This window comes from Streptococcus mitis subsp. hohhotensis, from assembly GCF_020089495.2.
Classification (GTDB): domain Bacteria; phylum Bacillota; class Bacilli; order Lactobacillales; family Streptococcaceae; genus Streptococcus; species Streptococcus hohhotensis.
Genome location: NZ_JAIRCA020000011.1, coordinates 18,503 through 44,206 on the forward strand (window position 1 = coordinate 18,503; position 25,704 = coordinate 44,206).

Annotated in this window: 26 protein-coding genes and 1 tRNA gene; 22 read left to right on the forward strand and 5 right to left on the reverse strand. The window is 40.3% G+C overall.

Annotated elements, in window-relative coordinates; translation table 11 throughout:
* Position 1: 1 nt before the first annotated feature.
* From K4Z77_RS05835 to pflA, 5 genes are all read left to right on the forward strand, one after another.
* On the forward strand, positions 2 to 1,258 hold the full coding sequence (locus tag K4Z77_RS05835) for a DNA recombination protein RmuC (protein ID WP_224218749.1): 1,257 nt from the start codon (positions 2 to 4) through the stop codon (positions 1,256 to 1,258).
* The gene (locus K4Z77_RS05840) at positions 1,248 to 2,189 is read left to right on the forward strand and encodes a 3'-5' exoribonuclease YhaM family protein (protein ID WP_000703197.1); all 942 of its coding nucleotides are present in this window, start codon (positions 1,248 to 1,250) and stop codon (positions 2,187 to 2,189) included. The genes K4Z77_RS05835 and K4Z77_RS05840 overlap by 11 nt, the downstream gene beginning before the upstream one ends.
* 266 nt (positions 2,190 to 2,455) lie before the next feature.
* The gene (purR, locus tag K4Z77_RS05845; RefSeq protein ID WP_004238844.1) at positions 2,456 to 3,283 is read left to right on the forward strand and encodes a pur operon repressor; all 828 of its coding nucleotides are present in this window, start codon (positions 2,456 to 2,458) and stop codon (positions 3,281 to 3,283) included.
* A 66-nt stretch (positions 3,284 to 3,349) separates the two neighbouring features.
* On the forward strand, positions 3,350 to 4,600 hold the full coding sequence (locus tag K4Z77_RS05850; protein ID WP_224218750.1) for a diaminopimelate decarboxylase: 1,251 nt from the start codon (positions 3,350 to 3,352) through the stop codon (positions 4,598 to 4,600).
* Between the two features lie 125 nt (positions 4,601 to 4,725).
* On the forward strand, positions 4,726 to 5,520 hold the full coding sequence (gene pflA / locus K4Z77_RS05855) for a pyruvate formate-lyase-activating protein (protein ID WP_033683045.1): 795 nt from the start codon (positions 4,726 to 4,728) through the stop codon (positions 5,518 to 5,520).
* 180 nt (positions 5,521 to 5,700) lie between these two features.
* On the opposite strand, the gene yidC is transcribed toward pflA, so the two are convergent.
* Together yidC and K4Z77_RS05865 are read right to left on the reverse strand one after the other, a co-directional pair.
* Positions 5,701 to 6,627, reverse strand: a complete 927-nt coding sequence (gene yidC, locus K4Z77_RS05860) for a membrane protein insertase YidC (RefSeq protein WP_224218751.1) — start codon at positions 6,625 to 6,627, stop codon at positions 5,701 to 5,703.
* 77 nt (positions 6,628 to 6,704) lie between these two features.
* A complete protein-coding gene (locus tag K4Z77_RS05865) occupies positions 6,705 to 6,983 on the reverse strand; it encodes an acylphosphatase (RefSeq protein WP_020903085.1) in 279 nt (92 codons plus the stop codon).
* 33 nt (positions 6,984 to 7,016) lie between these two features.
* On the opposite strand from K4Z77_RS05865, the gene K4Z77_RS05870 reads away from it, so the two are divergent.
* The 12 genes from K4Z77_RS05870 (at position 7,017) to K4Z77_RS05925 (ending at position 16,921) form a co-directional block, all read left to right on the forward strand.
* Positions 7,017 to 7,757 (forward strand): TrmH family RNA methyltransferase, encoded by a 741-nt coding sequence (locus K4Z77_RS05870; RefSeq protein WP_224218752.1) that lies wholly within the window; start codon positions 7,017 to 7,019, stop codon positions 7,755 to 7,757.
* 55 nt (positions 7,758 to 7,812) lie between these two features.
* Positions 7,813 to 8,496 carry a Bax inhibitor-1/YccA family protein gene (locus K4Z77_RS05875; RefSeq protein WP_224218753.1) on the forward strand — a complete coding sequence of 228 codons (684 nt, stop codon included), beginning with the start codon at positions 7,813 to 7,815 and terminating at the stop codon, positions 8,494 to 8,496.
* A gap of 110 nt (positions 8,497 to 8,606) precedes the next feature.
* Positions 8,607 to 9,599, forward strand: coding sequence for an aspartate--ammonia ligase (gene asnA / locus K4Z77_RS05880; protein ID WP_000748005.1), 993 nt, complete (start codon positions 8,607 to 8,609; stop codon positions 9,597 to 9,599).
* Positions 9,600 to 9,663: 64 nt separating this feature from the next.
* Entirely contained in the window at positions 9,664 to 10,203 is a 540-nt protein-coding gene (gene rsmD / locus K4Z77_RS05885) for a 16S rRNA (guanine(966)-N(2))-methyltransferase RsmD (protein ID WP_224218754.1), read from the forward strand.
* Positions 10,193 to 10,681, forward strand: a complete 489-nt coding sequence (gene coaD / locus K4Z77_RS05890; RefSeq protein ID WP_224218755.1) for a pantetheine-phosphate adenylyltransferase — start codon at positions 10,193 to 10,195, stop codon at positions 10,679 to 10,681. The genes rsmD and coaD overlap by 11 nt, the downstream gene beginning before the upstream one ends.
* Positions 10,665 to 11,702: a SepM family pheromone-processing serine protease gene (locus tag K4Z77_RS05895; RefSeq protein ID WP_224218756.1), complete on the forward strand. Its 1,038-nt coding sequence runs from the start codon at positions 10,665 to 10,667 to the stop codon at positions 11,700 to 11,702. Before coaD ends, K4Z77_RS05895 begins: the two co-directional genes overlap by 17 nt.
* Before the next feature lie 57 nt (positions 11,703 to 11,759).
* Positions 11,760 to 11,990, forward strand: a complete 231-nt coding sequence (locus K4Z77_RS05900) for a DUF1146 family protein (RefSeq protein ID WP_101782486.1) — start codon at positions 11,760 to 11,762, stop codon at positions 11,988 to 11,990.
* A 61-nt stretch (positions 11,991 to 12,051) separates the two neighbouring features.
* Positions 12,052 to 13,095, forward strand: a complete 1,044-nt coding sequence (locus tag K4Z77_RS05905; RefSeq protein WP_224218757.1) for an acyltransferase family protein — start codon at positions 12,052 to 12,054, stop codon at positions 13,093 to 13,095.
* 11 nt (positions 13,096 to 13,106) lie between these two features.
* On the forward strand, positions 13,107 to 14,390 hold the full coding sequence (gene murA, locus K4Z77_RS05910; RefSeq protein WP_224218758.1) for a UDP-N-acetylglucosamine 1-carboxyvinyltransferase: 1,284 nt from the start codon (positions 13,107 to 13,109) through the stop codon (positions 14,388 to 14,390).
* Positions 14,383 to 14,571 (forward strand): DNA-directed RNA polymerase subunit beta, encoded by a 189-nt coding sequence (locus tag K4Z77_RS05915; RefSeq protein WP_049535612.1) that lies wholly within the window; start codon positions 14,383 to 14,385, stop codon positions 14,569 to 14,571. Before murA ends, K4Z77_RS05915 begins: the two co-directional genes overlap by 8 nt.
* Before the next feature lie 39 nt (positions 14,572 to 14,610).
* Positions 14,611 to 15,435, forward strand: coding sequence for a DNA-entry nuclease EndA (endA, locus tag K4Z77_RS05920; protein ID WP_224218759.1), 825 nt, complete (start codon positions 14,611 to 14,613; stop codon positions 15,433 to 15,435).
* A gap of 154 nt (positions 15,436 to 15,589) precedes the next feature.
* Positions 15,590 to 16,921, forward strand: a complete 1,332-nt coding sequence (locus K4Z77_RS05925) for a hemolysin family protein (RefSeq protein WP_224218760.1) — start codon at positions 15,590 to 15,592, stop codon at positions 16,919 to 16,921.
* Between the two features lie 195 nt (positions 16,922 to 17,116).
* Here K4Z77_RS05925 and K4Z77_RS05930 read toward each other — a convergent pair.
* Positions 17,117 to 17,187: transfer RNA gene (locus K4Z77_RS05930), tRNA-Cys, on the reverse strand.
* 167 nt (positions 17,188 to 17,354) lie between these two features.
* Between K4Z77_RS05930 and K4Z77_RS05935 the strand changes: the two genes are divergently transcribed.
* The 5 genes from K4Z77_RS05935 to K4Z77_RS05955 all read left to right on the forward strand — a co-directional run bounded on the left by K4Z77_RS05935 (position 17,355) and on the right by K4Z77_RS05955 (position 23,845).
* The gene (locus tag K4Z77_RS05935) at positions 17,355 to 19,343 is read left to right on the forward strand and encodes a peptide ABC transporter substrate-binding protein (RefSeq protein ID WP_224218761.1); all 1,989 of its coding nucleotides are present in this window, start codon (positions 17,355 to 17,357) and stop codon (positions 19,341 to 19,343) included.
* Between the two features lie 66 nt (positions 19,344 to 19,409).
* Complete coding sequence (locus K4Z77_RS05940) at positions 19,410 to 20,906, forward strand: ABC transporter permease (RefSeq protein ID WP_224218762.1); 1,497 nt, start codon at positions 19,410 to 19,412, stop codon at positions 20,904 to 20,906.
* Positions 20,906 to 21,832: an oligopeptide ABC transporter permease OppC gene (gene oppC, locus K4Z77_RS05945; protein ID WP_000103691.1), complete on the forward strand. Its 927-nt coding sequence runs from the start codon at positions 20,906 to 20,908 to the stop codon at positions 21,830 to 21,832. The genes K4Z77_RS05940 and oppC overlap by 1 nt, the downstream gene beginning before the upstream one ends.
* A gap of 8 nt (positions 21,833 to 21,840) precedes the next feature.
* Entirely contained in the window at positions 21,841 to 22,908 is a 1,068-nt protein-coding gene (locus tag K4Z77_RS05950; protein WP_045605536.1) for an ABC transporter ATP-binding protein, read from the forward strand.
* Positions 22,909 to 22,918: 10 nt separating this feature from the next.
* Positions 22,919 to 23,845, forward strand: coding sequence for an ATP-binding cassette domain-containing protein (locus tag K4Z77_RS05955; RefSeq protein WP_050971445.1), 927 nt, complete (start codon positions 22,919 to 22,921; stop codon positions 23,843 to 23,845).
* 415 nt (positions 23,846 to 24,260) lie between these two features.
* Here K4Z77_RS05955 and K4Z77_RS05960 read toward each other — a convergent pair whose 3' ends face one another.
* Together K4Z77_RS05960 and K4Z77_RS05965 are read right to left on the reverse strand one after the other, a co-directional pair.
* A complete protein-coding gene (locus K4Z77_RS05960; RefSeq protein ID WP_061759325.1) occupies positions 24,261 to 25,139 on the reverse strand; it encodes a LysR family transcriptional regulator in 879 nt (292 codons plus the stop codon).
* Positions 25,140 to 25,266: 127 nt separating this feature from the next.
* Entirely contained in the window at positions 25,267 to 25,617 is a 351-nt protein-coding gene (locus K4Z77_RS05965; protein WP_000208712.1) for a helix-turn-helix domain-containing protein, read from the reverse strand.
* Positions 25,618 to 25,704 lie beyond the last annotated feature (87 nt).

Consider the following 25,704-nt stretch of genomic DNA (forward strand, 5'->3'; position numbering starts at 1 on the left):
GATGGAAAGTTTACTTGTTCTATTATTGATTGCCAATCTGGCTGGCCTCTTTCTGATTTGGCAGAGGCAGGATAAGCAGGAGAAACATCTCAGTAAGAGCTTGGAGGATCAGGCAGATCATTTGTCAGATCAGTTGGATTACCGCTTTGAACAAGCTAGGCAAGCCAGCCAGTTGGATCAAAAAGATCTGGAAGTAGCTGTTAGCGACCGCTTGCAAGAAGTTCGAATCGAGTTGCACCAAGGTCTGACTCAGGTCCGTCAAGAAATGACAGATAATCTCTTGCAAACTAGAGACAAGACTGATCAACGGCTTCAAGCCCTGCAGGAATCCAATGAGCAACGTTTGGAACAAATGCGCCAGACAGTCGAGGAAAAACTAGAAAAGACCTTGCAGACACGCTTACAGGCTTCCTTTGAGACAGTTTCCAAGCAACTAGAGTCGGTCAATCGTGGTCTTGGAGAAATGCAGACAGTTGCCCGCGATGTCGGAGCCCTCAACAAGGTTCTCTCTGGAACTAAGACGCGAGGAATTCTGGGTGAATTGCAACTGGGGCAAATCATCGAAGATATTATGACACCTGCCCAGTACGAACGAGAATATGCAACGGTTGAAAACTCTAGTGAACGAGTGGAGTATGCCATCAAGTTGCCCGGACAAGGCGATCAGGAATACGTCTACCTACCAATTGACTCTAAGTTTCCACTGGCAGATTATTACCGTCTAGAAGAAGCCTATGAAACAGGTGACAAGGACGAGATCGAACGCTGTCGTAAGTCGCTCCTAGCCAGCGTCAAACGCTTTGCCAAGGATATCAAGAGCAAGTACATAGCACCACCTCGGACGACCAATTTTGGAGTCTTGTTTGTGCCAACAGAAGGTCTCTACTCAGAAATTGTTCGCAATCCGGTCTTCTTTGATGATTTGAGGCGGGAGGAGCAGATTATTGTCGCAGGACCAAGTACCCTATCAGCCCTGCTTAACTCTCTATCAGTTGGCTTCAAGACTCTCAATATCCAAAAGAGTGCCGACCATATCAGTAAGACCCTTGCCAGTGTAAAGACTGAGTTTGGCAAGTTTGGTGGTATTCTGGTCAAGGCACAAAAACATCTCCAACATGCCTCTGGCAATATTGATGAATTATTAAACCGTCGTACCATAGCTATCGAGCGGACGCTCCGTCACATTGAGTTGTCAGAAGGTGAGCCTGCGCTTGATCTACTCCATTTCCAAGAAAATGAGGAAGAATATGAAGATTAGTCACATGAAAAAAGATGAGCTGTTTGAAGGCTTTTACCTAATCAAGTCAGCTGACCTGAGGCAAACTCGAGCTGGGAAAAACTACCTAGCCTTTACCTTCCAAGATGATAGTGGTGAGATTGAAGGGAAACTCTGGGATGCCCAACCTCATAACGTTGAGGCCTTTACCGCAGGTAAGGTTGTCCACATGAAAGGACGCCGAGAAGTTTATAACAACACCCCTCAAGTCAATCAAATTACCCTTCGCCTGCCTCAACCTGGCGAACCCAATGACCCAGCTGATTTCAAGGTCAAGTCGCCAGTTGATGTCAAGGAAATCCGTGACTACATGTCGCAAATGATTTTTAAAATTGAAAATCCTGTTTGGCAACGGATTGTTCGAAAGCTTTACACCAAGTATGATAAGGAATTTTACTCCTATCCCGCTGCCAAGACTAATCACCATGCCTTTGAAACGGGTTTGGCCTATCATACGGCAACCATGGTGCGTTTGGCAGATGCCATTAGCGAAATCTATCCTCAGCTCAATAAGAGCCTGCTTTATGCGGGGATTATGCTGCATGACTTGGCTAAAGTTATCGAGTTGACGGGACCAGACCAGACTGAGTATACAGTACGAGGTAATCTTCTTGGACATATCGCTCTAATTGATAGCGAAATTACCAAGACAGTTATGGAACTCGGTATTGATGATACCAAGGAAGAAGTCGTTCTGCTTCGTCACGTCATCCTTAGTCACCACGGCTTACTTGAGTATGGAAGTCCAGTCCGTCCACGCATTATGGAAGCAGAGATTATCCATATGATTGATAATCTGGATGCAAGCATGATGATGATGTCAACAGCTCTGGCTTTGGTGGATAAGGGAGAGATGACCAATAAAATCTTCGCTATGGACAATCGTTCCTTCTATAAACCAGATTTAGATTAATAATTTAAGAAAAATGAGCATTTTTTAGGACAAGAATGTTCGTTTTTTTATGTGAATATGGTATAATAAGTAAAAGACAAAAATGAATACTATTCGAAAATCTCTTCAAACTAGGGTAACATCGCCTTGTCGTATGTATATATGTAGGTATATTACAGACTTTGTCAGTTCTATCGACAATCTCAAAACAGTGTTTTGAATCGTCAGCGACCAGCTTTCTAGTTTGCTTTTTGATTTTTTGAATAAAAATGGAATAGGAAATAGAAATGAAATTAAGAAGAAGTGATCGGATGGTTGTCATTTCCAACTATTTGATTAATAATCCTTATAAACTGACTAGTCTCAATACTTTTGCTGAAAAGTATGAATCTGCTAAATCATCCATCTCAGAAGATATAGTCATTATCAAACGCGCCTTTGAGGAAATCGAAATCGGTCATATTCAGACTGTGACTGGGGCTGGTGGAGGTGTCATCTTCACACCATCAATCTCAAGCCATGATGCCAAGGAAATGGTTGAGGACTTGCGTGCTAAGTTATCAGAAAGTGACCGTATCTTGCCAGGTGGCTACATCTACCTGTCTGATTTGCTTAGCACACCAGCTATCTTGAAAAATATTGGACGTATTATTGCCAAGAGCTTTATGGATCAAAAAATTGACGCGGTTATGACAGTAGCGACTAAGGGTGTTCCACTTGCAAATGCAGTTGCCAATGTCCTCAATGTTCCTTTTGTCATTGTACGCCGTGACCTGAAAATTACCGAAGGTTCAACAGTCAGCGTCAACTATGTATCCGGTTCAAGTGGTGACCGTATTGAGAAAATGTTCCTTTCAAAACGCAGTCTCAAGGCAGGCAGCCGTGTCTTGATTGTAGATGACTTCTTGAAAGGCGGAGGAACGGTCAACGGGATGATTAGTCTCTTGCGTGAGTTTGATTCAGAATTGGCAGGTGTAGCGGTCTTTGCGGACAATGCCCAAGAAGAACGTGAAAAGCAGTTTGACTACAAGTCACTCTTGAAGGTAACCAATATTGATGTCAAGAACCAAGCCATCGATGTTGAGGTTGGCAATATCTTTGACGAAGATAAATAAGAGATAGAACTAAAGGTTGGAACGATTGTCCCAGCCTTTCTTTGCAAATAGAATAGAAGGAAGCTTATGAAAACACCATTTATCAATAAAGAAGACTTAGAAGAGATTGTTGCCGAGTTCCCAACTCCCTTTCACTTGTATGATGAGAAGGGAATTCGTGAGAAGGCAAGAGCTGTCAACCAAGCCTTTTCGTGGAACAAGGGTTTTAAGGAATATTTTGCAGTTAAGGCTACTCCAACCCCAGCTATCTTGAAAATTCTTCAAGAGGAAGGCTGTGGTGTGGACTGCTCTAGTTATGTAGAGCTTTTAATGAGCCATAAACTGGATTTTCCAGGTTCTGAGATTATGTTCTCTTCAAACAATACGCCAGATAAGGAATATGCCTATGCGCGTGAATTGGGTGCGACCATTAACTTGGATGCCTTTGAAGATATTGAACATCTAGAGCGTGCAGCAGGCATTCCAGAAATCATCTCTTGTCGTTACAATCCTGGCGGTGTTTTTGAACTGGGGACAGACATTATGGACAATCCTGGAGAAGCCAAGTTTGGGATGACTAAGGACCAGCTTTTTGAAGCCTTTGCTATCTTGAAGGAAAAAGGAGCTAAGACCTTTGGAATTCATTCTTTCCTAGCATCCAATACCGTGACCCATCTCTACTATCCAGAGTTAGCGCGTCAGCTCTTTGAATTGGCTGTTGAAATCAAGGAAAAGTTGGGCATTTCTCTAGACTTTATCAATCTTTCTGGTGGTATTGGTGTTAACTATCGTCCAGACCAGGAACCAAATGACATCGCCTTGATTGGTGAGGGAGTTCGTAAGGTGTATGAAGAAGTTCTTACGCCAGCTGGTCTTGGTGAGGTCAAGATTTTCACAGAATTGGGTCGCTTTATGTTAGCCCCTCATGGAGCTCTCGTCACAAGAGTCACTCATAAGAAGAAAACTTACCGTACCTATCTAGGTGTGGATGCATCAGCAGTCAACCTCATGCGTCCGGCTATGTATGGAGCCTATCACCATATCACCAATCTGACTCACCCAGATGGACCAGCTGAAGTAGTAGACGTGGTCGGTTCACTCTGCGAAAACAATGATAAATTTGCAGTGAATCGCGAGTTACCTCATACAGAAATCGGTGATTTGCTGATGATTCATGATACAGGTGCCCACGGTTTTTCAATGGGCTACCAGTACAACGCCAAACTTCGTTCTGCGGAAATCCTCTATACCGAAGAAGGTAAAGCCCGTCAAATCCGCCGTGCAGAGCGCCCTGAGGACTATTTTGCAACCTTGTATGGCTTTGATTTTGAAGAATAAAATGATAAGTAATTGAAAATGAAATTGAAAAACAGATTGCTTTCTAAAAAATAGGCAAAAATCTTGTTTTTCCTTCAAGTCATGATATAATAAAACTATAAAACGTTTTCAAGGAAGGTAACGATATGTCTGAAGAAACAATTGATTATGGACAAGTGACAGGAATGGTGCATTCGACAGAAAGCTTTGGGTCAGTAGATGGGCCTGGTATTCGCTTTATTGTCTTTTTGCAGGGCTGTCACATGCGTTGCCAGTATTGCCACAATCCAGACACATGGGCTATGGAGTCCAATAAATCACGTGAACGGACAGTAGATGATGTCTTGGCAGAGGCTTTGCGCTACCGCGGTTTCTGGGGAAATAAGGGTGGTATTACAGTCAGTGGGGGAGAAGCCCTCTTGCAGATTGATTTCTTGATTGCCCTCTTCACCAAGGCTAAAGAACAAGGAATCCACTGTACCTTGGATACCTGTGCCCTTCCATTCCGTAATAAACCACGTTACCTTGAAAAGTTTGACAAGCTCATGGCTGTCACTGACTTGGTTCTCTTGGATATCAAGGAAATCAACGAAGAACAGCATAAGATTGTTACTAGCCAAACCAATAAAAACATCCTGGCCTGTGCCCAGTATCTATCAGATATTGGAAAACCTGTCTGGATTCGCCACGTGCTAGTTCCAGGATTGACAGACAGAGATGATGACCTGATTGAACTTGGGAAGTTCGTCAAGACCCTCAAAAATGTTGATAAGTTTGAAATTCTACCTTATCACACCATGGGTGAGTTCAAATGGCGTGAATTGGGAATCCCATACTCACTCGAAGGAGTCAAACCACCAACAGCAGACCGTGTTAAGAATGCCAAGAAACTCATGGATACGGAAAGTTATCAAGACTATATGAAACGTGTACATGGATAATAAAGAAGCCTGATGGAAACATCGGGCTTTTGATACTCAATGAAAATCAAAGAGCAAACTAGGAAGCTAGCCGCAGGCTGTACTTGAGTACGGCAAGGCGAAGCTGACGTGGTTTGAAGAGATTTTCGAAGAGTATGACTTGCAAAAAAGACTTAGCAAACTAGCTAAGCCTTTTTCTTCTTATCTCGAACGTTGTTTTCCAGCGTTGCGATTTTTGTGTTTTTTCTTGCTTGTGATAGCAGTTGGTTGTTCAGGGGTAACGTCTTTTCGTCCACTTGGTGTAGAGAAAGCACGTGCTTTTGGTGGGTTCTTGGCTAGTTCTTCACGGACTTTTTTGCGAAGTTTTGGACGAACGATATAGTTGACGATAAACTGTTGGAGAATCATCATGAAACCACCGACAACCCAGTAAAGTGTGACACTGGCTGGTGAGATGAGGGAGAAGCCGACGATCATGACTGGGCTCACGTAAGCCATTTTCTTGATTTGATCTCTTTGCGTTTCATCTTCTACTCCGTGAAGTGAAAGGAGCGATTGAAGATAGTAAAGGACACCAGCGCAGGCAGCCAAAATCATACTTGGAGAACCTAGAGGAATGCCTAGGTAGCTTGCTTGAGCAACCCCCTCAGTATGTTGGGCAGCAAAGTAGATTGCAGAGAAGAAAGGCATTTGAAGGAGGATAGGGAAGCATCCTACACCACCAAACATGCTGATGCCGTGCTCTTTTTGAGCGGCAAAGAGGGCTTGTTGAGCTTCTAGTTTTTCTTCTTGAGTAGTTGCTTCTTTGAGACGTGTTTGGTGTGGTTCAAGGACGTGCTTGAGGGCGTTCATCTTTTCAGAGTGAAGCGTTGCCTTCCATGATTGGTAGATACCAAGTGGCAAGATAATCAAGCGTACGATAATGGTTACGATAATGATAGCGACACCAAAGCCTAGACCTTTATCAGTAGCGAAGTACTTGATAGCTTCAGCCATAGGCGCTCCGATAGTATTCCAAATCAATCCTGTAGGTTGTCCTGTTGCTTTATCGACGCTAACACAGCCAGTCAAAACAAGCAACATAGCCACTCCCATAGCCGAGAGTGCAAAACGTTTAATAGATTTCACTGTTTTTATTCCTTCTTTAAAAATTATACCTTTCTATTCTACTGTTTTTTTACAAAATATACAATAGTTCTAGAGACCTAATTTGCGATTTTAAAGTCAGGGTAGGGAGGAAAGTTGCTCAGTTGGACATCTAAGTAGCTGACTTTTGAAAAAGGTGTGGGTCCTTTTCGGATTTCTTGGATAAATTTTGCCATGATAGCAGATGAGTCTGCTTGGGCTAAGATTTCCACTGTGCCATCGTCGTTATTCCATACCCGACCTGTGATGCCACCAATTTCAAGTGCCAAGCTGTAAACACCCCAACGAAAGCCGACTCCCTGTACCCTACCTTGGGCAATCATTCTAACCTTTTGCATACCAACCCCCTTTGATTGTGTTATAATATTTCTATGACTATTATAACCTCAAAAGCCAATTCTGTGGTAAAAAATGCCAAGAAATTACACCAAAAAAAATACCGCAAGTCTGCCTATTTGATTGAAGGTTGGCACTTGTTTGAAGAAGCTGTTCAAGCTGGAGTGACGATTGAGAAAATCTTTGCCCTAGAAAATTACCGAGATCAGTTAGCTACTTTTCCGCAAACTGTCTGGGTGTCAGAGGATATTTTGCTAGATTTGGCGGATTCTCAGACTCCACAGGGCATTGTTGCGGTGGTTCAAAAAGAAGAAGTAGGACAAGCTGATTTGAGTCAGGGCAAGTTCTTGTTTTTGGAAGATGTGCAAGATCCTGGTAATGTGGGAACCATCATTCGGACTGCGGATGCCGCAGGTTTTACTGGAGTGATTGTTTCAGATAAATCGGCAGATATCTACAGTCTCAAGACCCTACGTTCCATGCAAGGAAGTCATTTCCATCTGCCCATTTACCGAATGTCTAGTCAAAGGCTTCTCGAGGAAGCTAAGGAGGCAGCTATCCCAGTGCTGGCAACAACCCTATCTAAAGATTCTGTTGATTACAGAGAACTGCCTCCTATAGAAAATTTTGTACTAGTCATGGGAAATGAGGGGCAAGGAATTAGTCCCCTCATGGCTGAAAGTGCAAATCAGTTGGTCCACATTAGCATGAAGGGGCAGGCAGAGAGTCTCAATGTTGCGGTTGCAGCCGGTATTTTAATCTTCCATTTAAGCTAATTTTAACTTTTTTTGTTATAATCAAGGAAAGATGTTCATAGAAAAGGGGAAAAGGATGAATCACACTATTATACATGACCGTGTAGGTCTCAATCAATTTTACGCTAAGGTTTATGCCTTTGTTGGTCTGGGAATCGGCCTATCTGCTTTGGTATCAGGCCTTATGTTGACGGCCTTTCAGTCTCAGTTGGTTTACTTTTTGATGCAGGGGCGTCTCTGGTTGACCATTGCTACTTTTGCGGAGTTGGCCTTGGTTTTCGTTGCCAGTAGTATGGCTTCGAGAAATAGTCCAGCTGCTCTTCCAGTATTTTTACTTTACTCCGTTTTAAACGGCTTTACCCTTAGTTTTGTGGTAGCCTTCTATACTCCGGGTACAGTTTTATCTGCCTTTGTATCGAGCGCCCTTCTCTTCTTTGTCATGGCGGCAGTTGGTATCTTCACCAAGAAAGACTTGAGTGGGATTGGTCGAGCAATGATGGCGGCTCTTATCGGTTTGATTATTGCTATGGTAGTCAATATTTTCTTGGCTAGTGGCTTCTTTGATTATATGATTAGCGTAGCCATGGTTTTGGTTTTCTCAGGGTTGATTGCTTGGGATAACCAAAAGATTCGCCTTGCTTATGAGCAATCACAAGGTCGTGTAGCGACAGGTTGGGTTGTGTCAATGGCTCTCAGTATCTATCTTGATTTTATCAATCTCTTCCTAAGTATTTTACGTATCTTCGGTCGTAATGACTAAAGGGGCTATGAAATCAGTGTTTTGAGTGACACTGATTTTTTTAAATTTTCTCTTTTCTTTTCTTGGAAATAGGTGTATAATACGTTTATTAAATTTTTGAGGAGTAGCCTATGAAGAAAAGTTTTATCCACCAACAAGAAGAAATTTCCTTTGTTAAAAACACTTTTACCCAGTATTTGAAAGATAAGTTAGAAGTTGTCGAAGTTCAAGGCCCTATCTTGAGTAGGGTTGGCGACGGGATGCAGGACAACTTATCAGGTGTTGAGAATGCCGTATCGGTTAAGGTTCTCCAAATCCCTGATGCTACTTATGAAGTGGTGCACTCCCTTGCTAAATGGAAACGCCATACTTTGGCTCGTTTTGGTTTCGGTGAGGGTGAAGGTCTTTTCGTCCACATGAAGGCCCTTCGTCCAGACGAAGATTCGCTGGATGCGACCCACTCTGTTTATGTTGACCAGTGGGACTGGGAGAAGGTTATCCCAAATGGTAAGCGTAACATCGCTTATCTAAAAGAAACAGTTGAGAAGATTTACAAGGCTATTCGCCTGACTGAGCTAGCTGTTGAAGCCCGCTATGACATCGAATCAATCTTGCCAAAACAAATCACCTTTATCCATACAGAGGAGTTGGTAGAACGCTACCCAGACTTGACACCAAAAGAGCGTGAAAATGCTATCTGTAAAGAATTTGGAGCCGTCTTTTTGATTGGTATCGGTGGCGAGTTGCCAGATGGTAAACCGCACGATGGACGTGCACCAGACTATGATGACTGGACAAGCGAGTCTGAGAATGGCTACAAGGGTCTGAATGGCGATATTCTTGTTTGGAATGAGTCTCTGGGTGGAGCCTTTGAGTTGTCTTCTATGGGAATCCGTGTCGATGAAGAAACTCTTAGACGTCAGGTAGAAATCACCGGTGATGAAGACCGTTTAGAATTGGAATGGCACAAGGCTTTGTTGAATGGCCTATTCCCATTGACAATCGGTGGAGGAATTGGACAATCTCGGATGGCTATGTTCTTACTTCGTAAAAAACATATCGGAGAAGTGCAAACAAGTGTTTGGCCTCAAGAAGTCCGCGATACTTACGAAAATATTTTGTAGAGAATCGAACCGCAAGGTTCGGTTTTCTTTCTCTTTTCGCCTATAATTTGGTATAATAAACGGTATGAAAATCGTATCAGGAATCTATGGGGGACGTCCCCTCAAGACACTAGAAGGCAAGACGACAAGACCAACTTCGGATAAGGTTAGGGGAGCTATTTTTAACATGATTGGTCCCTACTTTGAAGGGGGACGAGTCTTGGACCTGTATGCAGGTAGTGGTGGTTTATCTATCGAGGCAGTATCGCGTGGCATGTCCAGCGCTGTTTTGGTGGAGCGAGACCGTAAGGCTCAGGCTATCGTGGCTGAAAATATTCAGATGACCAAGGAAGTTGGAAAATTTCAACTCCTCAAGATGGATGCAGAAAGGGCATTGGAACAGGTATCTGGGGGATTTGACCTCATTTTCTTAGACCCTCCTTATGCCAAGGAACAAATCGTAGCAGATATTGAAAAAATGGCTGAGAGAGAGCTTTTTTCTGAAGATGTCATGGTCGTGTGTGAGACGGATAAGGCCGTTGAACTTCCAGAAGAAATTGCCTGTCTTGGCATCTGGAAGGAAAAGATTTATGGAATTAGTAAGGTGACAGTCTATGTCAGATAAGATTGGCTTATTCACAGGCTCGTTTGATCCGATGACAAATGGGCATCTGGATATGATTGAACGGGCGAGCAAACTTTTTGATAAGCTCTATGTCGGTATTTTTTTTAATCCCCACAAACAAGGATTTCTCCCTCTTGAAAATCGTAAACGGGGACTAGAAAAGGCTTTGAAGCATTTGGAAAATGTTGAAGTCGTGTCTTCTCATGATGAATTGGTGGTTGATGTAGCAAAAAGACAGGGGGCTACTTGTCTAGTGCGTGGTTTGAGAAATGCGTCGGATTTGCAATATGAAGCCAGTTTTGATTACTACAACCATCAACTGTCTCCTGATATAGAGACCATTTATTTACATAGCCGACCTGAACATCTCTATATCAGTTCATCAGGCGTTAGAGAGCTTTTGAAGTTTGGTCAGGATATTGCCTGCTATGTTCCCGAGAGTATTTTGGAGGAAATAAGAAATGAAAAAAAAGATTAGATGGCCCTTATACGTCATTGCGGCCTTGATTGTGACTTTCTTGGCATTTGTAGTGCCCTTGCCCTACTATATAGAGGTTCCAGGTGGTTCAGAAGATATTCGCCAAGTCCTTAAAGTAAATGACACAGAAGATAAGGAAGCTGGTGCCTATCAATTCGTTACAGTTGGTGTCCAACACGCAACTTTAGCTCATATGGTTTATGCTTGGTTGACGCCTTTTACAGATATTCGTAGTGCCCAGGAGACTACAGGTGGTTCTTCCGATGTTGAATTTATGCGAATTAATCAATTCTACATGCAGACATCGCAAAATATGGCCAAGTATCAAGGACTAAAAACAGCTGGTAAAGATATCGAACTCAAATACCTTGGGGTTTATGTCTTAACTGTGACAGATAATTCGACTTTTAAAGGGATTCTTAACATCTCTGATACAGTCACAGCAGTCAATGATCAGACCTTCGACAGTTCCAAAGACTTGATTGATTACGTCAATTCTCAAAAATTAGGGGACTCCGTCAAGGTTACCTATGAAGAGGATGGGCAAACCAAGTCTGCAGAAGGTAAGATTATCACCTTGGAAAATGGCAAAAATGGGATTGGAATCGGTTTGATTGACCGTACGGAAGTAACCAGTGATGTTCCAATTCGCTTTTCAACAGCTGGTATTGGCGGTCCAAGTGCAGGTCTCATGTTTAGTCTGGCCATCTATACCCAAATAGCTGACCCAGGTCTTCGTAATGGTCGTATTGTTGCCGGCACAGGTACCATTGACCGTGATGGTAATGTGGGGGATATTGGAGGTATTGATAAAAAAGTTGTAGCTTCGGCTAGAGAAGGTGCCGCGATTTTCTTTGCCCCTGATAACCCTGTTAGCGAAGAAGAACAAAAGGCGCATCCGGACGCGAAAAACAACTACCAAACAGCCCTGGAAGCAGCCAAAACAATTAAGACAGATATGAAAATCGTGCCAGTTAAAACCCTACAAGATGCAATTGATTACTTGAAAAACAATCCTTAGATTTTAAGTGAAGTTTCCAAACTAGCGCACAAACAGAGAAGATGGTATAATAGTCAAATGGTTCAATTATTATTCACTCTAAGCAGTCACATGCTCTTTATTTATGTGAGTTTTTACCTTTTAAAGGATCTTGTTAGATGGGAAAAGGTTTTAAAAGTAACAGCTGAGAATACAGGAAAAGTTCGTTTACTAGTAGCTTTTTTCAGTATTGTAATGGGCTATATCATGAGTTCTTTCTTTATCAGCCTATATCAGTTGTGGCAAGAAGCGCTTAGAGGATTATTATAATTTGCGTGTTTAAGAAATTGCTTTCAAGATATTATTAAACTTATAGGGAGAGATAGAATTCATGGATATTGTAATCTTATTATTGATAACGCTATTAATTTATTTGTTACCTCAAAATAAGGAATATCTAAATGTTAAATCTACATTGGGGCTTAGAGGGTTTCTAGCTATAGGAATAATATTTCATCATTTGTCACAATGGATTACATCTGGTGATGAATTTTCTAATTTTTCCTATATGGGAACTTATATCGTTTCTATTTTCTTCTTTTTATCAGCCTATGGATTGTATTTTCAGAACGAAAATAAGAAGAACTATCTAGATAATTTTTTAGTTAAGAGACTTTCTAGAATTCTAGTTCCATTTTTTTCTATATCTTTGATTTATATGTTTTACAGATTTGTAAACGGTCAATTAATGGATTTAGATTTTTTTGCTAATTTATTTAAAAAAGGAAGTACAATTATTTATAATGGATGGTTTGTCGATATTATAATTTTAATGTATATATTTTTTTATATATCATTTAAGTTTTTCAAAAATAAGTTTATTTGTATTGTTATCAATACAGTATTCATAATTGGTTATATTGGTTTAGCTATAAAATTAGGTTACGGTTTTTGGTGGTATAATAGTGTTTTCCCCTTTGTTGTTGGCTTAATATGGGCTAAGAATCAAGAGAAAATTGATAGAGTTTTAGATAGACATTATTTTATCATACTTGTTTTAGTAACTGTGTTACTCTTTATTTCACATCAATACGATATTTTGCTGAGGTATGTACATTTAGAAGATAGTTATAGTTACGCGTTAGCTGCTAATTTAGATAATATTATTTTTACAATCTACTTTATTATTGTTTTTTTGAAAAAAATAAATTTTTCAAATATATATTTGATTTTAATAGGTAGTATATCATTTGAATTATATATGATACATGGATTAGTTATTTCTATGCTAGGAAAAACACTTGTGTCATCCAGAATAAATGATGTGATATTTACATTTTTTGTGCTGGTCCTTAGTCTAATTTTAGCTTGGATTATTAATAAATTAGTTAATAGAATTACAAAGAAAGTAAGTCTATTACAAAATCAAGAGTAAAGGAAATAAGTATGGAAAAAATTGTGGTTCAAGGTGGCGATAATCGTCTGGTAGGAAGTGTTACGATCGAAGGAGCAAAGAATGCAGTCTTGCCCTTGTTGGCAGCGACTATTCTAGCAAGTGAAGGAAAGACCGTCTTGCAGAATGTTCCGATTTTGTCAGATGTTTTCACTATGAATCAGGTGGTTCGTGGTTTGAATGCCAAGGTGGATTTTAATGAAGAAGCCCATCTTGTTGAGGTGGACGCGACTGGCGATATCACTGAGGAAGCTCCTTACAAGTATGTCAGCAAGATGCGTGCATCTATCGTTGTCTTGGGACCAATTCTTGCCCGTGTAGGTCATGCCAAGGTATCCATGCCAGGTGGTTGTACGATTGGTAGCCGTCCTATTGATCTTCATTTGAAAGGTCTAGAAGCTATGGGGGCTAAGATTAGTCAGATAGCTGGTTATATCGAAGCCAAGGCTGATCGCTTACATGGAGCTCATATCTACATGGACTTCCCAAGTGTTGGTGCTACGCAGAACTTGATGATGGCAGCGACTCTAGCTGATGGGGTGACAGTGATTGAAAATGCTGCGCGTGAGCCTGAGATTGTTGACCTAGCCATTCTCCTCAATGAAATGGGAGCTAAGGTTAAGGGTGCTGGTACAGAGACCATTACCATTACCGGTGTTGAGAAACTTCATGGTACGACTCACAATGTAGTGCAAGATCGTATCGAAGCAGGAACCTTTATGGTAGCTGCTGCCATGACTGGTGGTGATGTCTTGATTCGAGACGCTGTCTGGGAGCACAACCGTCCCTTGATTGCCAAATTGCTTGAAATGGGAGTGGAAGTGACAGAGGAAACTGAAGGAATTCGAGTTCGTTCTCAACTAGAAAATCTAAAAGCTGTTCATGTGAAAACCCTGCCCCACCCAGGATTTCCAACAGATATGCAGGCTCAATTTACAGCCTTGATGACTGTCGCAAAAGGCGAATCAACTATGGTGGAGACAGTTTTCGAAAATCGTTTCCAACATCTAGAAGAAATGCGCCGCATGGGCTTGCACTCGGAGATTATCCGTGATACAGCTCGTATTGTTGGTGGACAAGCTTTGCAGGGGGCAGAAGTTCTTTCAACTGACCTTCGTGCCAGCGCAGCCTTGATTTTGACAGGTTTGGTAGCGCAAGGAGAAACTGTAGTTGGTAAATTGGTTCACTTGGATAGAGGTTACTACCGTTTCCATGAGAAGTTGGCGCAGCTAGGTGCTAAGATTCAGCGGATTGAGGCAAGTGATGAAGATGAATAAGAAATCAGGCTACGTAGTCAAACGTTTACTTTTAGTCATTCTGGTACTGATTTTAGGCGTTCTAGCCCTAGGAATCGGTCTAATGGTGGGTTATGGAATCTTGGGCAAGGGTCAAGATCCATGGGCTATCCTGTCTCCAGCAAAATGGCAGGAATTGATTCATAAATTTACAGGAAATTAGGCTGGGAGACCAGCCTTTTTATAAAGAATAAGGAGAAATATGAACAAAAAAACAAGACAGACACTAATCGGACTGCTAGTGTTATTGCTTTTATCTGCAGGGAGCTACTATATCAAGCAGATGCAGTCGACAGCTAATAGTCCCAAAACCAAGCTTAGTCAGAAAAAACAAGCGTCTGAAGCTCCTAGTCAAGAATTGGCAGAGAGTGTCTTAACAGACGCAGTCAAGAGTCAAATAAAAGGGAGTCTGGAGTGGAATGGCTCAGGTGCTTTTATCGTCAATGGCAATAAAACAAATCTAGATGCCAAGGTTTCAAGTAAGCCCTACGCTGACAATAAAACAAAGACAGTGGGTAAGGAAACGGTACCAACCGTAGCTAATGCGCTCTTGTCTAAGGCTACTCGTCAGTACAAGAATCGTGAAGAAACTGGGAATGGTTCGACTTCATGGACTCCTCCAGGCTGGCATCAGGTTAAGAATCTAAAGGGTACTTATACCCATGCGGTCGATAGAGGTCACTTGTTAGGCTATGCCTTAATCGGTGGCTTGGATGGTTTTGATGCCTCGACTAGCAATCCTAAAAACATTGCTGTTCAAACAGCCTGGGCAAATCAGGCGCAAGCCGAGGATTCGACTGGTCAAAACTACTATGAAAGCATGGTACGTAAGGCCTTGGATAAAAACAAGCGTGTCCGTTACCGTGTAACCCTTTACTACGCTTCAAACGAGGATTTAGTTCCTTCAGCTTCACAGATTGAAGCCAAGTCTTCAGACGGAGAATTGGAATTTAATGTCCTAGTTCCCAATGTTCAAAAAGGGCTTCGACTGGATTACCGAACTGGAGAAGTGACTGTTACTCAGTAAAATACAAAATAAACTCCTATGTCACTTGAAGATGTAGGAGTTCTTTTTTGGACAATTTAAGTAGAACTAGAATAGACACTGAGAAAAAATAATATGTACTGAGCTAATTTTTGTGATATAATAGAGGGTAAGATACTATTTTAGGAGAAGAACTATGGAAGACCCAAGTAGTCAGAATTTGTTGCTACAATTTGTTTTATTGTTTATCTTGACGGTGTTAAATGCCTTTTTCTCAGCCACAGAAATGGCCATGGTGTCACTTAACCGTGCGCGGGTTGAACAAAAGGCAGAAGAAGGAGATAGACGCTATATTCGTCTGCTGAAGGTATTAGAAAATCCTAACCACTTTTTATCAACCATTCAAGTAGGGATTACCCTGATTACGATCTTATCAGGGGCGAGTTTGGTAGAAACTCTAGGACGAGAAATTGCATCTTGGCTTGGAAATGGCGAAACAGCTTATGCCGTTGCAAGTTTTCTGTCTTTAGCATTTTTGACTTATATTTCCATCGTTTTTGGGGAATTGTATCCTAAGAGAATCGCTCTTAATCTAAAGGATGCCTTGGCGATTCGTACAGCGCCAGTTATTATTGGATTGGGGAAACTAGTTAGTCCCTTTGTTTGGCTCTTATCTGCATCTACAAATCTCTTGAGTCGCTTGACTCCGATGACCTTTGACGATGCTGATGAAAAAATGACCCGTGATGAAATTGAGTACATGCTGACAAATAGTGAAGAAACACTAGATGCTGACGAAATTGAAATGTTACAAGGGATTTTTTCACTGGACGAATTAATGGCCAGAGAGGTCATGGTTCCTCGAACGGATGCCTTTATGGTGGATATTCAGGATGATAGTCAAGCCATTATCCAAAGTATTTTAAAACAAAATTATTCTCGTATCCCTGTCTATGATGGGGATAAGGACAATGTGATTGGGATTATTCACACCAAGAGTCTCCTTAAGGCGGGCTTTGTGGACGGTTTTGACAATATTGTTTGGAAGAAAATCTTACAAGATCCACTTTTTGTTCCTGAAACTATTTTTGTGGATGACTTGTTAAAAGAACTGCGCAATACCCAAAGACAAATGGCAATCTTGCTGGATGAATACGGTGGGATGGCTGGTTTGGTGACACTTGAAGACCTCTTAGAGGAAATCGTTGGGGAAATCGATGACGAAACAGATAAGGCTGAAATCGAAGTTCATCAAATTGGAGAAGATACTTATATCGTTCAAGGTACAATGAATCTCAATGATTTTAATGACTACTTTGATGTCGAACTGGCAAGTGATGACGTTGATACCATCGCTGGTTATTATTTGACAGGAATTGGGAGTATTCCAACGACTGAGAAACTCAGCTATGAATTGGTCAGCCAAAACAAACAGCTTATCCTAACCAATGATAAAGTGAAAAATGGACGTGTTACCAAGGTAAAAGTCCAGATCACAGAAGTCGAAATAGAAGAAGAAACAGAGTAAATTAGAGGCTTTTGTCATCATGAGTGACAAAGCTTTTTTCAGTTGTTTTAAAAGGGAATAGTATCCTCGAAAAACTCAGCCCCAACCTTGCCCCAAAAGTTTTTTAAAGTTATACGTATTTATTCTAGGAAAAAGAAAAAAGCCCTTTAAATTGGGCTTTCTGTCTTGATAAATTCCGATAAATTCGGTATTGAAAGGCGGTAGACGGATTTGAACCGACGATCAAGCTTTTGCAGAGCCGTGCCTTACCACTTGGCTATACCGCCTTAACGTTTATTATTATACCTTGAAAATGATTTTCAGTCAATAGCTTTTTCAGATTTTTTGTGTCAATAAGCCTAAATATTCTGAAAATTCGTTTACTTTTCTTGAAATATCTTGAAATATATGGTATAGTTGATAATAACCTATACTTTATAAGAGGAGTAAAGAAATGAAAAAAAGTCAAGTGCTTGCTGTAGCGGGGGCTACCTTATTAGCGTCAGGAGTTCTAGCTGCGTGTTCAAACACTAGTTCAAATAATGCTAAACTAGCAAAAGATTACCAATATGTTTATCAAACAGATCCAGAAACTTTGGATTATATCGTCAGCAATATCGATTCAACATCATTCGTCACAACAAATGCTGTAGATGGTTTGTTGGCTAATGATAAATATGGTAACCTGGTTCCTTCTATTGCTGAATCATGGACAGTTTCAAAAGATGGTTTGACTTATACCTATAAAATCCGTAAGGATGCTAAATGGGTGACAGCAGAGGGAGAAGAATACGCTCCTGTCACTGCTAAAGACTTCGTTACTGGTTTGAAACATGCGGTAGATGGAAAATCAAAAGGACTTTCAATCGTTAGCTCTTCTATTAAGGGATTAGAAGCCTATATCAAGGGTGAAACAAGCGATTTTTCAACCGTTGGAGTAAAAGCACTTGATGATCAAACACTAGAATATACCTTGAACCAGCCAGAAACTTTCTGGAATGACAAGACAACTAGTGGAGTTTTGATGCCGATTAATGAAGAATTCTTAACTTCAAAAGGGGAAGGTTTTGGTGCCCCAACAGATGCTAACTCTATTCTTTATAACGGTCCATTTGTCTTAAAATCTGTAACTCCTAAATCATCTATCGAGATGGCTAAAAATGACGCATACTGGGATAAAGAAAATGTAAAAATTGAGAACGTTAAGTTCACTTTCTGGGACGGTAAGGATCAAGATGTAATTGCCAAAGGTTTTTCTGATGGTCAATATAGCAAAGCTCGTATCTTCCCTACAAGTTCGACATATGAAAAATATGCAGCTGACTTCAAAGATAACATTTACTTTAACGAACCAGGTGCGGGTGTTGCAACTGTCAGCTTGAACTATGGTCGTACAACTTATAACCACACTGCCAAAACAAGTGATGCCCAAAAGACATCTACTAAGAAAGCCTTGTTGAACAAGGAATTCCGTCAAGCCTTGAACTTTGCGGTAGATCGCAGTTCTTATTCGGCTCAAACAAATGGTACTGATGGAGCTGCAGTAGCCATCCGTAATACATTCGCACCATATAATCTTCAAGTTGGTAAGAAAACATTTGGTGAATTGGTACAAGATAGCTTGGCTAAGACAAATTCTTCTACTTGGTCAAACGTGTCTCTAGCAGATTCTCAAAATGGACTTTACAATGAAGAAAAAGCTAAAGAAGTCTTTGCTAAAGCTAAATCAAGCTTGCAAGCTGAAGGTGTTGAATTCCCAATCCACTTGGATGCCTTGGTTATCCAAGAATCAACAGCGGTTGTAAACCGTGTTCAATCATTGAAACAATCAATTGAAAAAGTATTGGGTTCAGATAATGTTGTTGTAGACTTACAACAAATGACTCAAGCAGAAGCTTTACCAATTTCATTTAGCGCTCCAACAGCTAAAGAACAAGACTGGGATATCCATACATTGCTAGGATGGAACCCTGACTATCAAGATCCTTCTACTTTCTTGGATCAATTCGTCCTTAAGGGAGGAAGTACTCGTCTTTACCTTGGTATTGACCAAAACACAGATGCATCAGTAGTAAGCAAACTTGGTTTAGCTGACTATGGAAAATTACTTGATGACGCAAACAGCGAAAACCAAGATGTTCAAAAACGTTATGAAAAATACGCGGTAGCACAAGCTTGGTTGACTGACAATGCTTTGACAATTCCAGTAATGGCTTCTCCTAAAGAAACAGCCGTTTCATATGTTTCAAAAGTTCTACCATTTAGCTCTTCATATTCTGTAGCCGGCCTTAAAGGTGAAAATTCAGGATACTTGAAGTACACTGAAGTTGGTGAAAAAGCAATCACTAAAGAAGAGTATGAAAAAGCTCGTGAAAAATGGTTGAAAGAAAAGACTGAGTCAAACGAGAAAGCTCAAAAAGAATTGGCAAGTCATGTGAAGTAAATAATTTTCAATAGAACTTTCTCTCCATGAGGAGAAGGTTCTTTTGGGATTTTTAAAGGAAATGATATGAAAAAATATATTTTTATGCGTGTTTTGCGGTCATTGGTTTCTATCTTCTTAGTAACAACCTTGACTTACACGATTATCTATACAATGGTTCCTCGAAAATTGATTTTCAAACAGGATACCAACTATAACAAGATTGCGACAACTGCTGATAAACGTGATAACTATGAGAATACTGTTTATGAGCGTATGGGCTATATCGAGTACTACGATACCAAAGAGTTGCAAGAAAAAGCTAGCCAGATGGATGCCTCTGTAACTGTTGAAGCTAATGACACCAACAAGGCTATCTACGAAAAATACATCAAACAAATCGGTCATGGTTGGACCTTGGGAGAATTTACTGAAAGTGGCCAATTTTACGCTACTCGTGAAATCCCAATTTTTGAACGTGTTTTCCACTTCTATGCGAACTTGATTGACATTGACCATACTAATAAAATTCAAGACCCTGAAAATCCAGACTTGAAACGTTACCTTCGTTTCGAAAATGATCCAGCTATCGGATGGTCATTGGTCGGTTCAGGAACAAAACACAAATATCTCTTGTACTTCAACAGTCAGTTCCCATTTGTGCATCAAAACTTTGTGAACATTAATTTAGGTGACTCTTATCCAACCTATGCTAATAGCCCTGTTTTACAGGTTATTACTCAAGGGCAAGGGCAAACAAAAACATCTCAAGTTCAGTTCCCAACAGGTAAGAAAACTTCTTCTGTAAATATTTACTCAAGAACCTACAAATCACCTAGTCAGGCTGACTCTCGTGAAGTAGCCAACTACGGAAAAGATGATCCTTATACAGCTACGGAAAGTAACTACCAATATCCTTCTATGATTGCTAGTTCTGCTGTCGTTGGATTGATTGGTTTGCTGATTTCTTATGCGATTGCCGTGCCACTTGGTTCAGCTATGGCTCGCTTCAAGAACACTTGGATTGATAGCTTCTCAACAGGTGCTTTGACCTTCTTGATGGCTCTTCCAACAATTGCCTTGGTTTATATCGTTCGTTTGGCTGGTTCTTCAATCGGTTTGCCAGATTCATTCCCTATCTTGGGTGCTGGAGATTGGCGTTCGTATGTTTTACCAGCAGTGATCCTTGGTTTGTTGGGTGCTCCTGGTACAGCGATTTGGATTCGTCGTTACATGATTGACTTACAATCACAAGACTTTGTACGTTTTGCTCGTGCAAAAGGTTTGTCTGAAAAAGAAATTTCAAATAAACACATCTTTAAAAATGCCATGGTTCCGCTGGTTTCAGGAATTCCTGGTGCCGTTATCGGGGTTATCGGTGGTGCAACCCTTACTGAAACAGTCTTTGCCTTCCCAGGTATGGGTAAAATGTTGATTGACTCTGTAAAAGCATCTAATAACTCTATGGTCGTTGGTCTTGTCTTCATCTTTACATGTATTTCTATCTTCTCCCTTCTTTTAGGAGATATTTGGATGACGATTATTGACCCACGTATTAAATTGACTGAGAAAGGAGGCAAATAATGTCTACAATCGATAAAGAAAAATTTCAGTTTGTAAAACGTGACGATTTTGCCTCTGAAGCCATTGATGCGCCAGCTTATTCATACTGGGGTTCAGTGTTTAGACAATTTATGAAGAAAAAATCAACTGTAGTCATGTTGGGAATTTTGGTGGCTATCATTTTGATGAGTTTCATCTACCCAATGTTTTCTAAGTTTGATTTCAATGATGTCAGCAAGGTAAACGACTTTAGTGCTCGTTATATCAAGCCAAATGCTGAGCATTGGTTCGGTACAGACAGTAATGGTAAATCTCTCTTTGACGGTGTCTGGTTCGGAGCTCGTAACTCTATCCTCATTTCTGTGATTGCGACAGTGATTAACTTAGTTATCGGTGTCTTTGTCGGTGGTATTTGGGGAATTTCAAAATCAGTAGACCGTGTGATGATGGAAGTTTACAACGTCATCTCAAATATCCCATCTCTTTTGATTGTCATTGTCTTGACTTACTCAATCGGAGCTGGATTCTGGAATCTGATTTTTGCCATGAGTGTAACAACATGGATTGGGATTGCCTTCATGATCCGTGTGCAAATCTTGCGTTATCGTGACTTGGAATACAACTTGGCGTCACGTACTTTGGGAACGCCAACATTGAAGATTGTTGCCAAAAATATCATGCCTCAATTGGTATCTGTTATTGTGACAACGATGACTCAAATGCTTCCAAGCTTTATCTCATACGAAGCTTTCTTGTCTTTCTTCGGTCTTGGATTACCGATTACAGTGCCAAGTTTGGGTCGTTTGATTTCAGATTATTCACAAAACGTAACAACCAATGCTTACTTGTTCTGGATTCCATTGACAACTCTTGTCTTGGTATCCTTGTCCCTTTTCGTAGTTGGTCAAAACTTAGCGGATGCTAGTGATCCACGTACACATAGATAGGAGTAGAAATGACAAAAGAAAAAAATGTAATTTTGACTGCTCGCGATATTGTCGTGGAATTTGACGTTCGTGACAAAGTATTGACAGCCATTCGCGGCGTTTCCCTTGAACTAGTTGAAGGGGAAGTATTAGCCTTGGTAGGTGAGTCAGGATCAGGGAAATCTGTTTTGACAAAGACTTTCACAGGTATGCTTGAAGAAAATGGTCGTATTGCTCAAGGAAGTATTGACTACCGTGGTCAGGATTTGACATCTCTATCTTCTCACAAGGATTGGGAACAAATTCGTGGTGCTAAGATTGCGACAATCTTCCAAGACCCAATGACTAGTTTGGACCCAATTAAAACAATTGGTAGTCAGATTACAGAAGTTATTGTGAAACACCAAGGAAAAACAGCTAAAGAAGCGAAAGAATTGGCCATTGACTACATGAATAAGGTTGGGATTCCAGACGCAGATAGACGTTTTGATGAATACCCCTTCCAATATTCTGGAGGAATGCGTCAACGTATCGTTATTGCTATTGCCCTTGCCTGCCGACCTGATGTCTTGATCTGTGATGAGCCAACGACTGCCTTGGATGTAACCATCCAAGCACAGATTATTGATTTGCTGAAATCTTTACAAAACGAGTACCATTTCACAACAATCTTTATCACCCACGACCTTGGTGTGGTAGCAAGTATTGCGGATAAGGTAGCGGTGATGTATGCAGGAGAAATCGTTGAGTATGGAACTGTTGAGGAAGTCTTCTATGACCCTCGCCATCCATATACATGGAGTCTCTTGTCAAGTTTGCCTCAGCTTGCTGATGATAAAGGGGATCTTTACTCAATCCCAGGAACACCTCCGTCACTTTATACTGACCTGAAAGGGGATGCTTTTGCCTTGCGTTCTGACTATGCAATGCAGATTGACTTCGAACAAAAAGCTCCTCAATTCTCAGTATCAGAGACGCATTGGGCTAAAACTTGGCTTCTTCATGAGGATGCTCCAAAAGTAGAAAAACCAGCTGTGATTGCAAATCTCCATGATAAGATTCGTGAAAAAATGGGATTTGCCCATCTGGCAGACTAGGAGGAAGGAAATGTCTGAAAAATTAGTAGAAATCAAAGATTTAGAAATTTCCTTCGGTGAAGGAAGTAAGAAGTTTGTTGCGGTTAAAAATGCTAACTTCTTTATCAACAAGGGAGAAACTTTCTCGCTTGTAGGTGAATCAGGAAGTGGGAAAACAACTATTGGTCGTGCCATCATCGGTCTAAATGATACAAGTAATGGAGATATCATTTTTGATGGTCAAAAGATTAATGGTAAGAAATCGCGTGAACAAGCTGCGGAATTGATTCGTCGAATCCAGATGATTTTCCAAGACCCTGCCGCAAGTTTGAATGAACGTGCGACTGTTGATTATATTATTTCTGAGGGTCTTTACAATCACCGTTTGTTTAAGGATGAAGAAGAACGTAAAGAGAAGGTTCAAAATATTATCCGTGAAGTAGGTCTTCTTGCTGAGCACTTGACTCGTTACCCTCATGAGTTCTCAGGTGGTCAACGTCAACGTATCGGTATTGCCCGTGCCTTGGTGATGCAGCCAGACTTTGTTATTGCGGATGAGCCCATTTCAGCCTTGGACGTTTCTGTGCGTGCCCAAGTCTTGAACTTGCTCAAAAAATTCCAAAAAGAACTTGGTTTGACCTATCTCTTTATCGCCCATGACTTGTCGGTTGTTCGTTTTATTTCAGATCGTATCGCAGTTATTTATAAGGGTGTTATTGTAGAGGTTGCTGAAACAGAAGAATTGTTTAACAATCCAATTCATCCATATACTCAAGCCTTGCTTTCAGCGGTACCAATTCCAGATCCAATCTTGGAACGTAAGAAGGTCTTGAAGGTTTATGACCCAAGTCAACACGACTATGAGACTGATAAGCCGTCTATGGTTGAAATCCGCCCAGGTCACTATATTTGGGCTAACCAAGCCGAATTGGCACGTTATCAAAAAGGACTAAACTAAGAATGGTTTTATAATTTCCATGTCAATTTTTATGGAAATTATAAACCTTTTTTTGTTGAATTGATTTGAAAAAACTTTGAAATTATCCTGAAAGAATTTTCGAAAGAAATAGAATTCTTAGAAAATCATTGAATTATAGTGAGATGAAATAAAATCTGAACAACTTTATTAGGAAAGTCAAATTAATTTCTAGAAAAGTTTTAGAAGTCAAAGTGTACTATTCTAGTTTCAATCTACTATAGTCTAATACTCTTCGAAAATCTCTTCAAACCACGTCAGCTCTATCTACCACCTTAAAACAGTGTTTTGAGCAACCTGAGGCTAGCTTCCTAGTTTTCTTTTTGATTTTCATTGAGTATAATATCTACAATGTAAAAAACTCTAGCTATCAGTTCATTGATAGTTAGAGTTTTTTCTATTCATATGATTTAAGGAGTTTAAATAAGGCTTCTATTTCTGATGACGGTGTAGCTGATTTAAGGTAAGCGTAGTAAACTGTAAAAGTTATCTTATCCTTCGGTATAAGAGGGATTTTTATTAAATCATCATCTTCATCAGAAAGTGCGATATCAGCCAGTAAACTAAGGCCAATCCCTTTCTTTAAAAGTTCTTTAAGAATGACAATGTCATCAGTCTTAAAGAATATTTCTGCCTTGTTTTGATGCTTCTGATTAAGCGTTTCAAAAGCTTTCAGGTGAACAAAGTGTTCGTCTAAGAGTATAAAGGATTGATCTACTAATTCTTCAAAAGCGAGGGAAGGAACAGTGGCAAAAGGATGGTTCTTAGATAAAACGACATACAGTTCTTTATGAAATAGCTCGTGTGTCTCTATTGAAGGATAATTGAGAGGTTCAATCAAACCGAGTAGGCTTGCATTAAGGTCTCCCTTAAGGAGAAGGTTTAATAACTCTACGGAGCCACCGCGGATAGGGCGTATCTTTTTTAAAAAATCGAATTTATCTTTTTCGTTTAAGGCAGCAAAGAGATACTGAATGATAATAGGAGGGAATCCTACAGTAGAGTATTGTGCCAAGGAGCGATTAATTTCTTTGCGAGTAGAAATGACCTCAGGTAAAATCAGTTCTGTATGCTTTAGAAGGATTTGTCCTTGAGGAGTTAGCTTGAAGGAACGATGCGAGGGGTCATGGTGAATCAATTTGCAGTTAAAGGATTCCTCTAAGCGCTTGATAGCATAAGAAATAGATGGTTGGCTGACTTTATGTTGTTTTGCTACTTCTGTATAGGATTGAAGCTGGCAGAGGTCATAGAAATATTGTAGATCTTTTAAATTCATATGGGTTCACTTTCATTAGTTGGAGAAGGAAAATAAGTGGAAAACAGCAGATAAATAATTTTTATCCGTATCCTATAATTTGACTATACGAGTATTCACCAGTTAAAATGTAAGTGAGTCAGGGATCTCAAAGGTTATCTAAGATACTCTCAAAAATGACCAACATTTTTTCTCGTTTATCAATTGGGAGCTGTTTAATCTTCATGTTGATTCTTTTGAGTGAAAGATTGTCACTCTTATCAGAGGTTGATTCAAGGCTATCAAAATTGAAAAATTCCTCTGGGGTCATTTCTAGGGCGTCAATCACTTTTTCAAGACTGTGAATGGTCAGATTCACATTTTGGTTTTCAAGTTGATTGATATACTTAAGCCCGAGTCCTGCTTGTTCCGAAAGTTCTTCCTGGCTCATTTTATTCTGTGTTCGAAAATATTTCACTTTTTGGGAAATATATTGTTGTAAATAGTTTTTAGTTGTCATATAAATAGAATACAAGTTTTATATGACAAAAAAACACCTTAAAAAATACAAAGTATTACATAACATACCTATATGATATTTATTTTA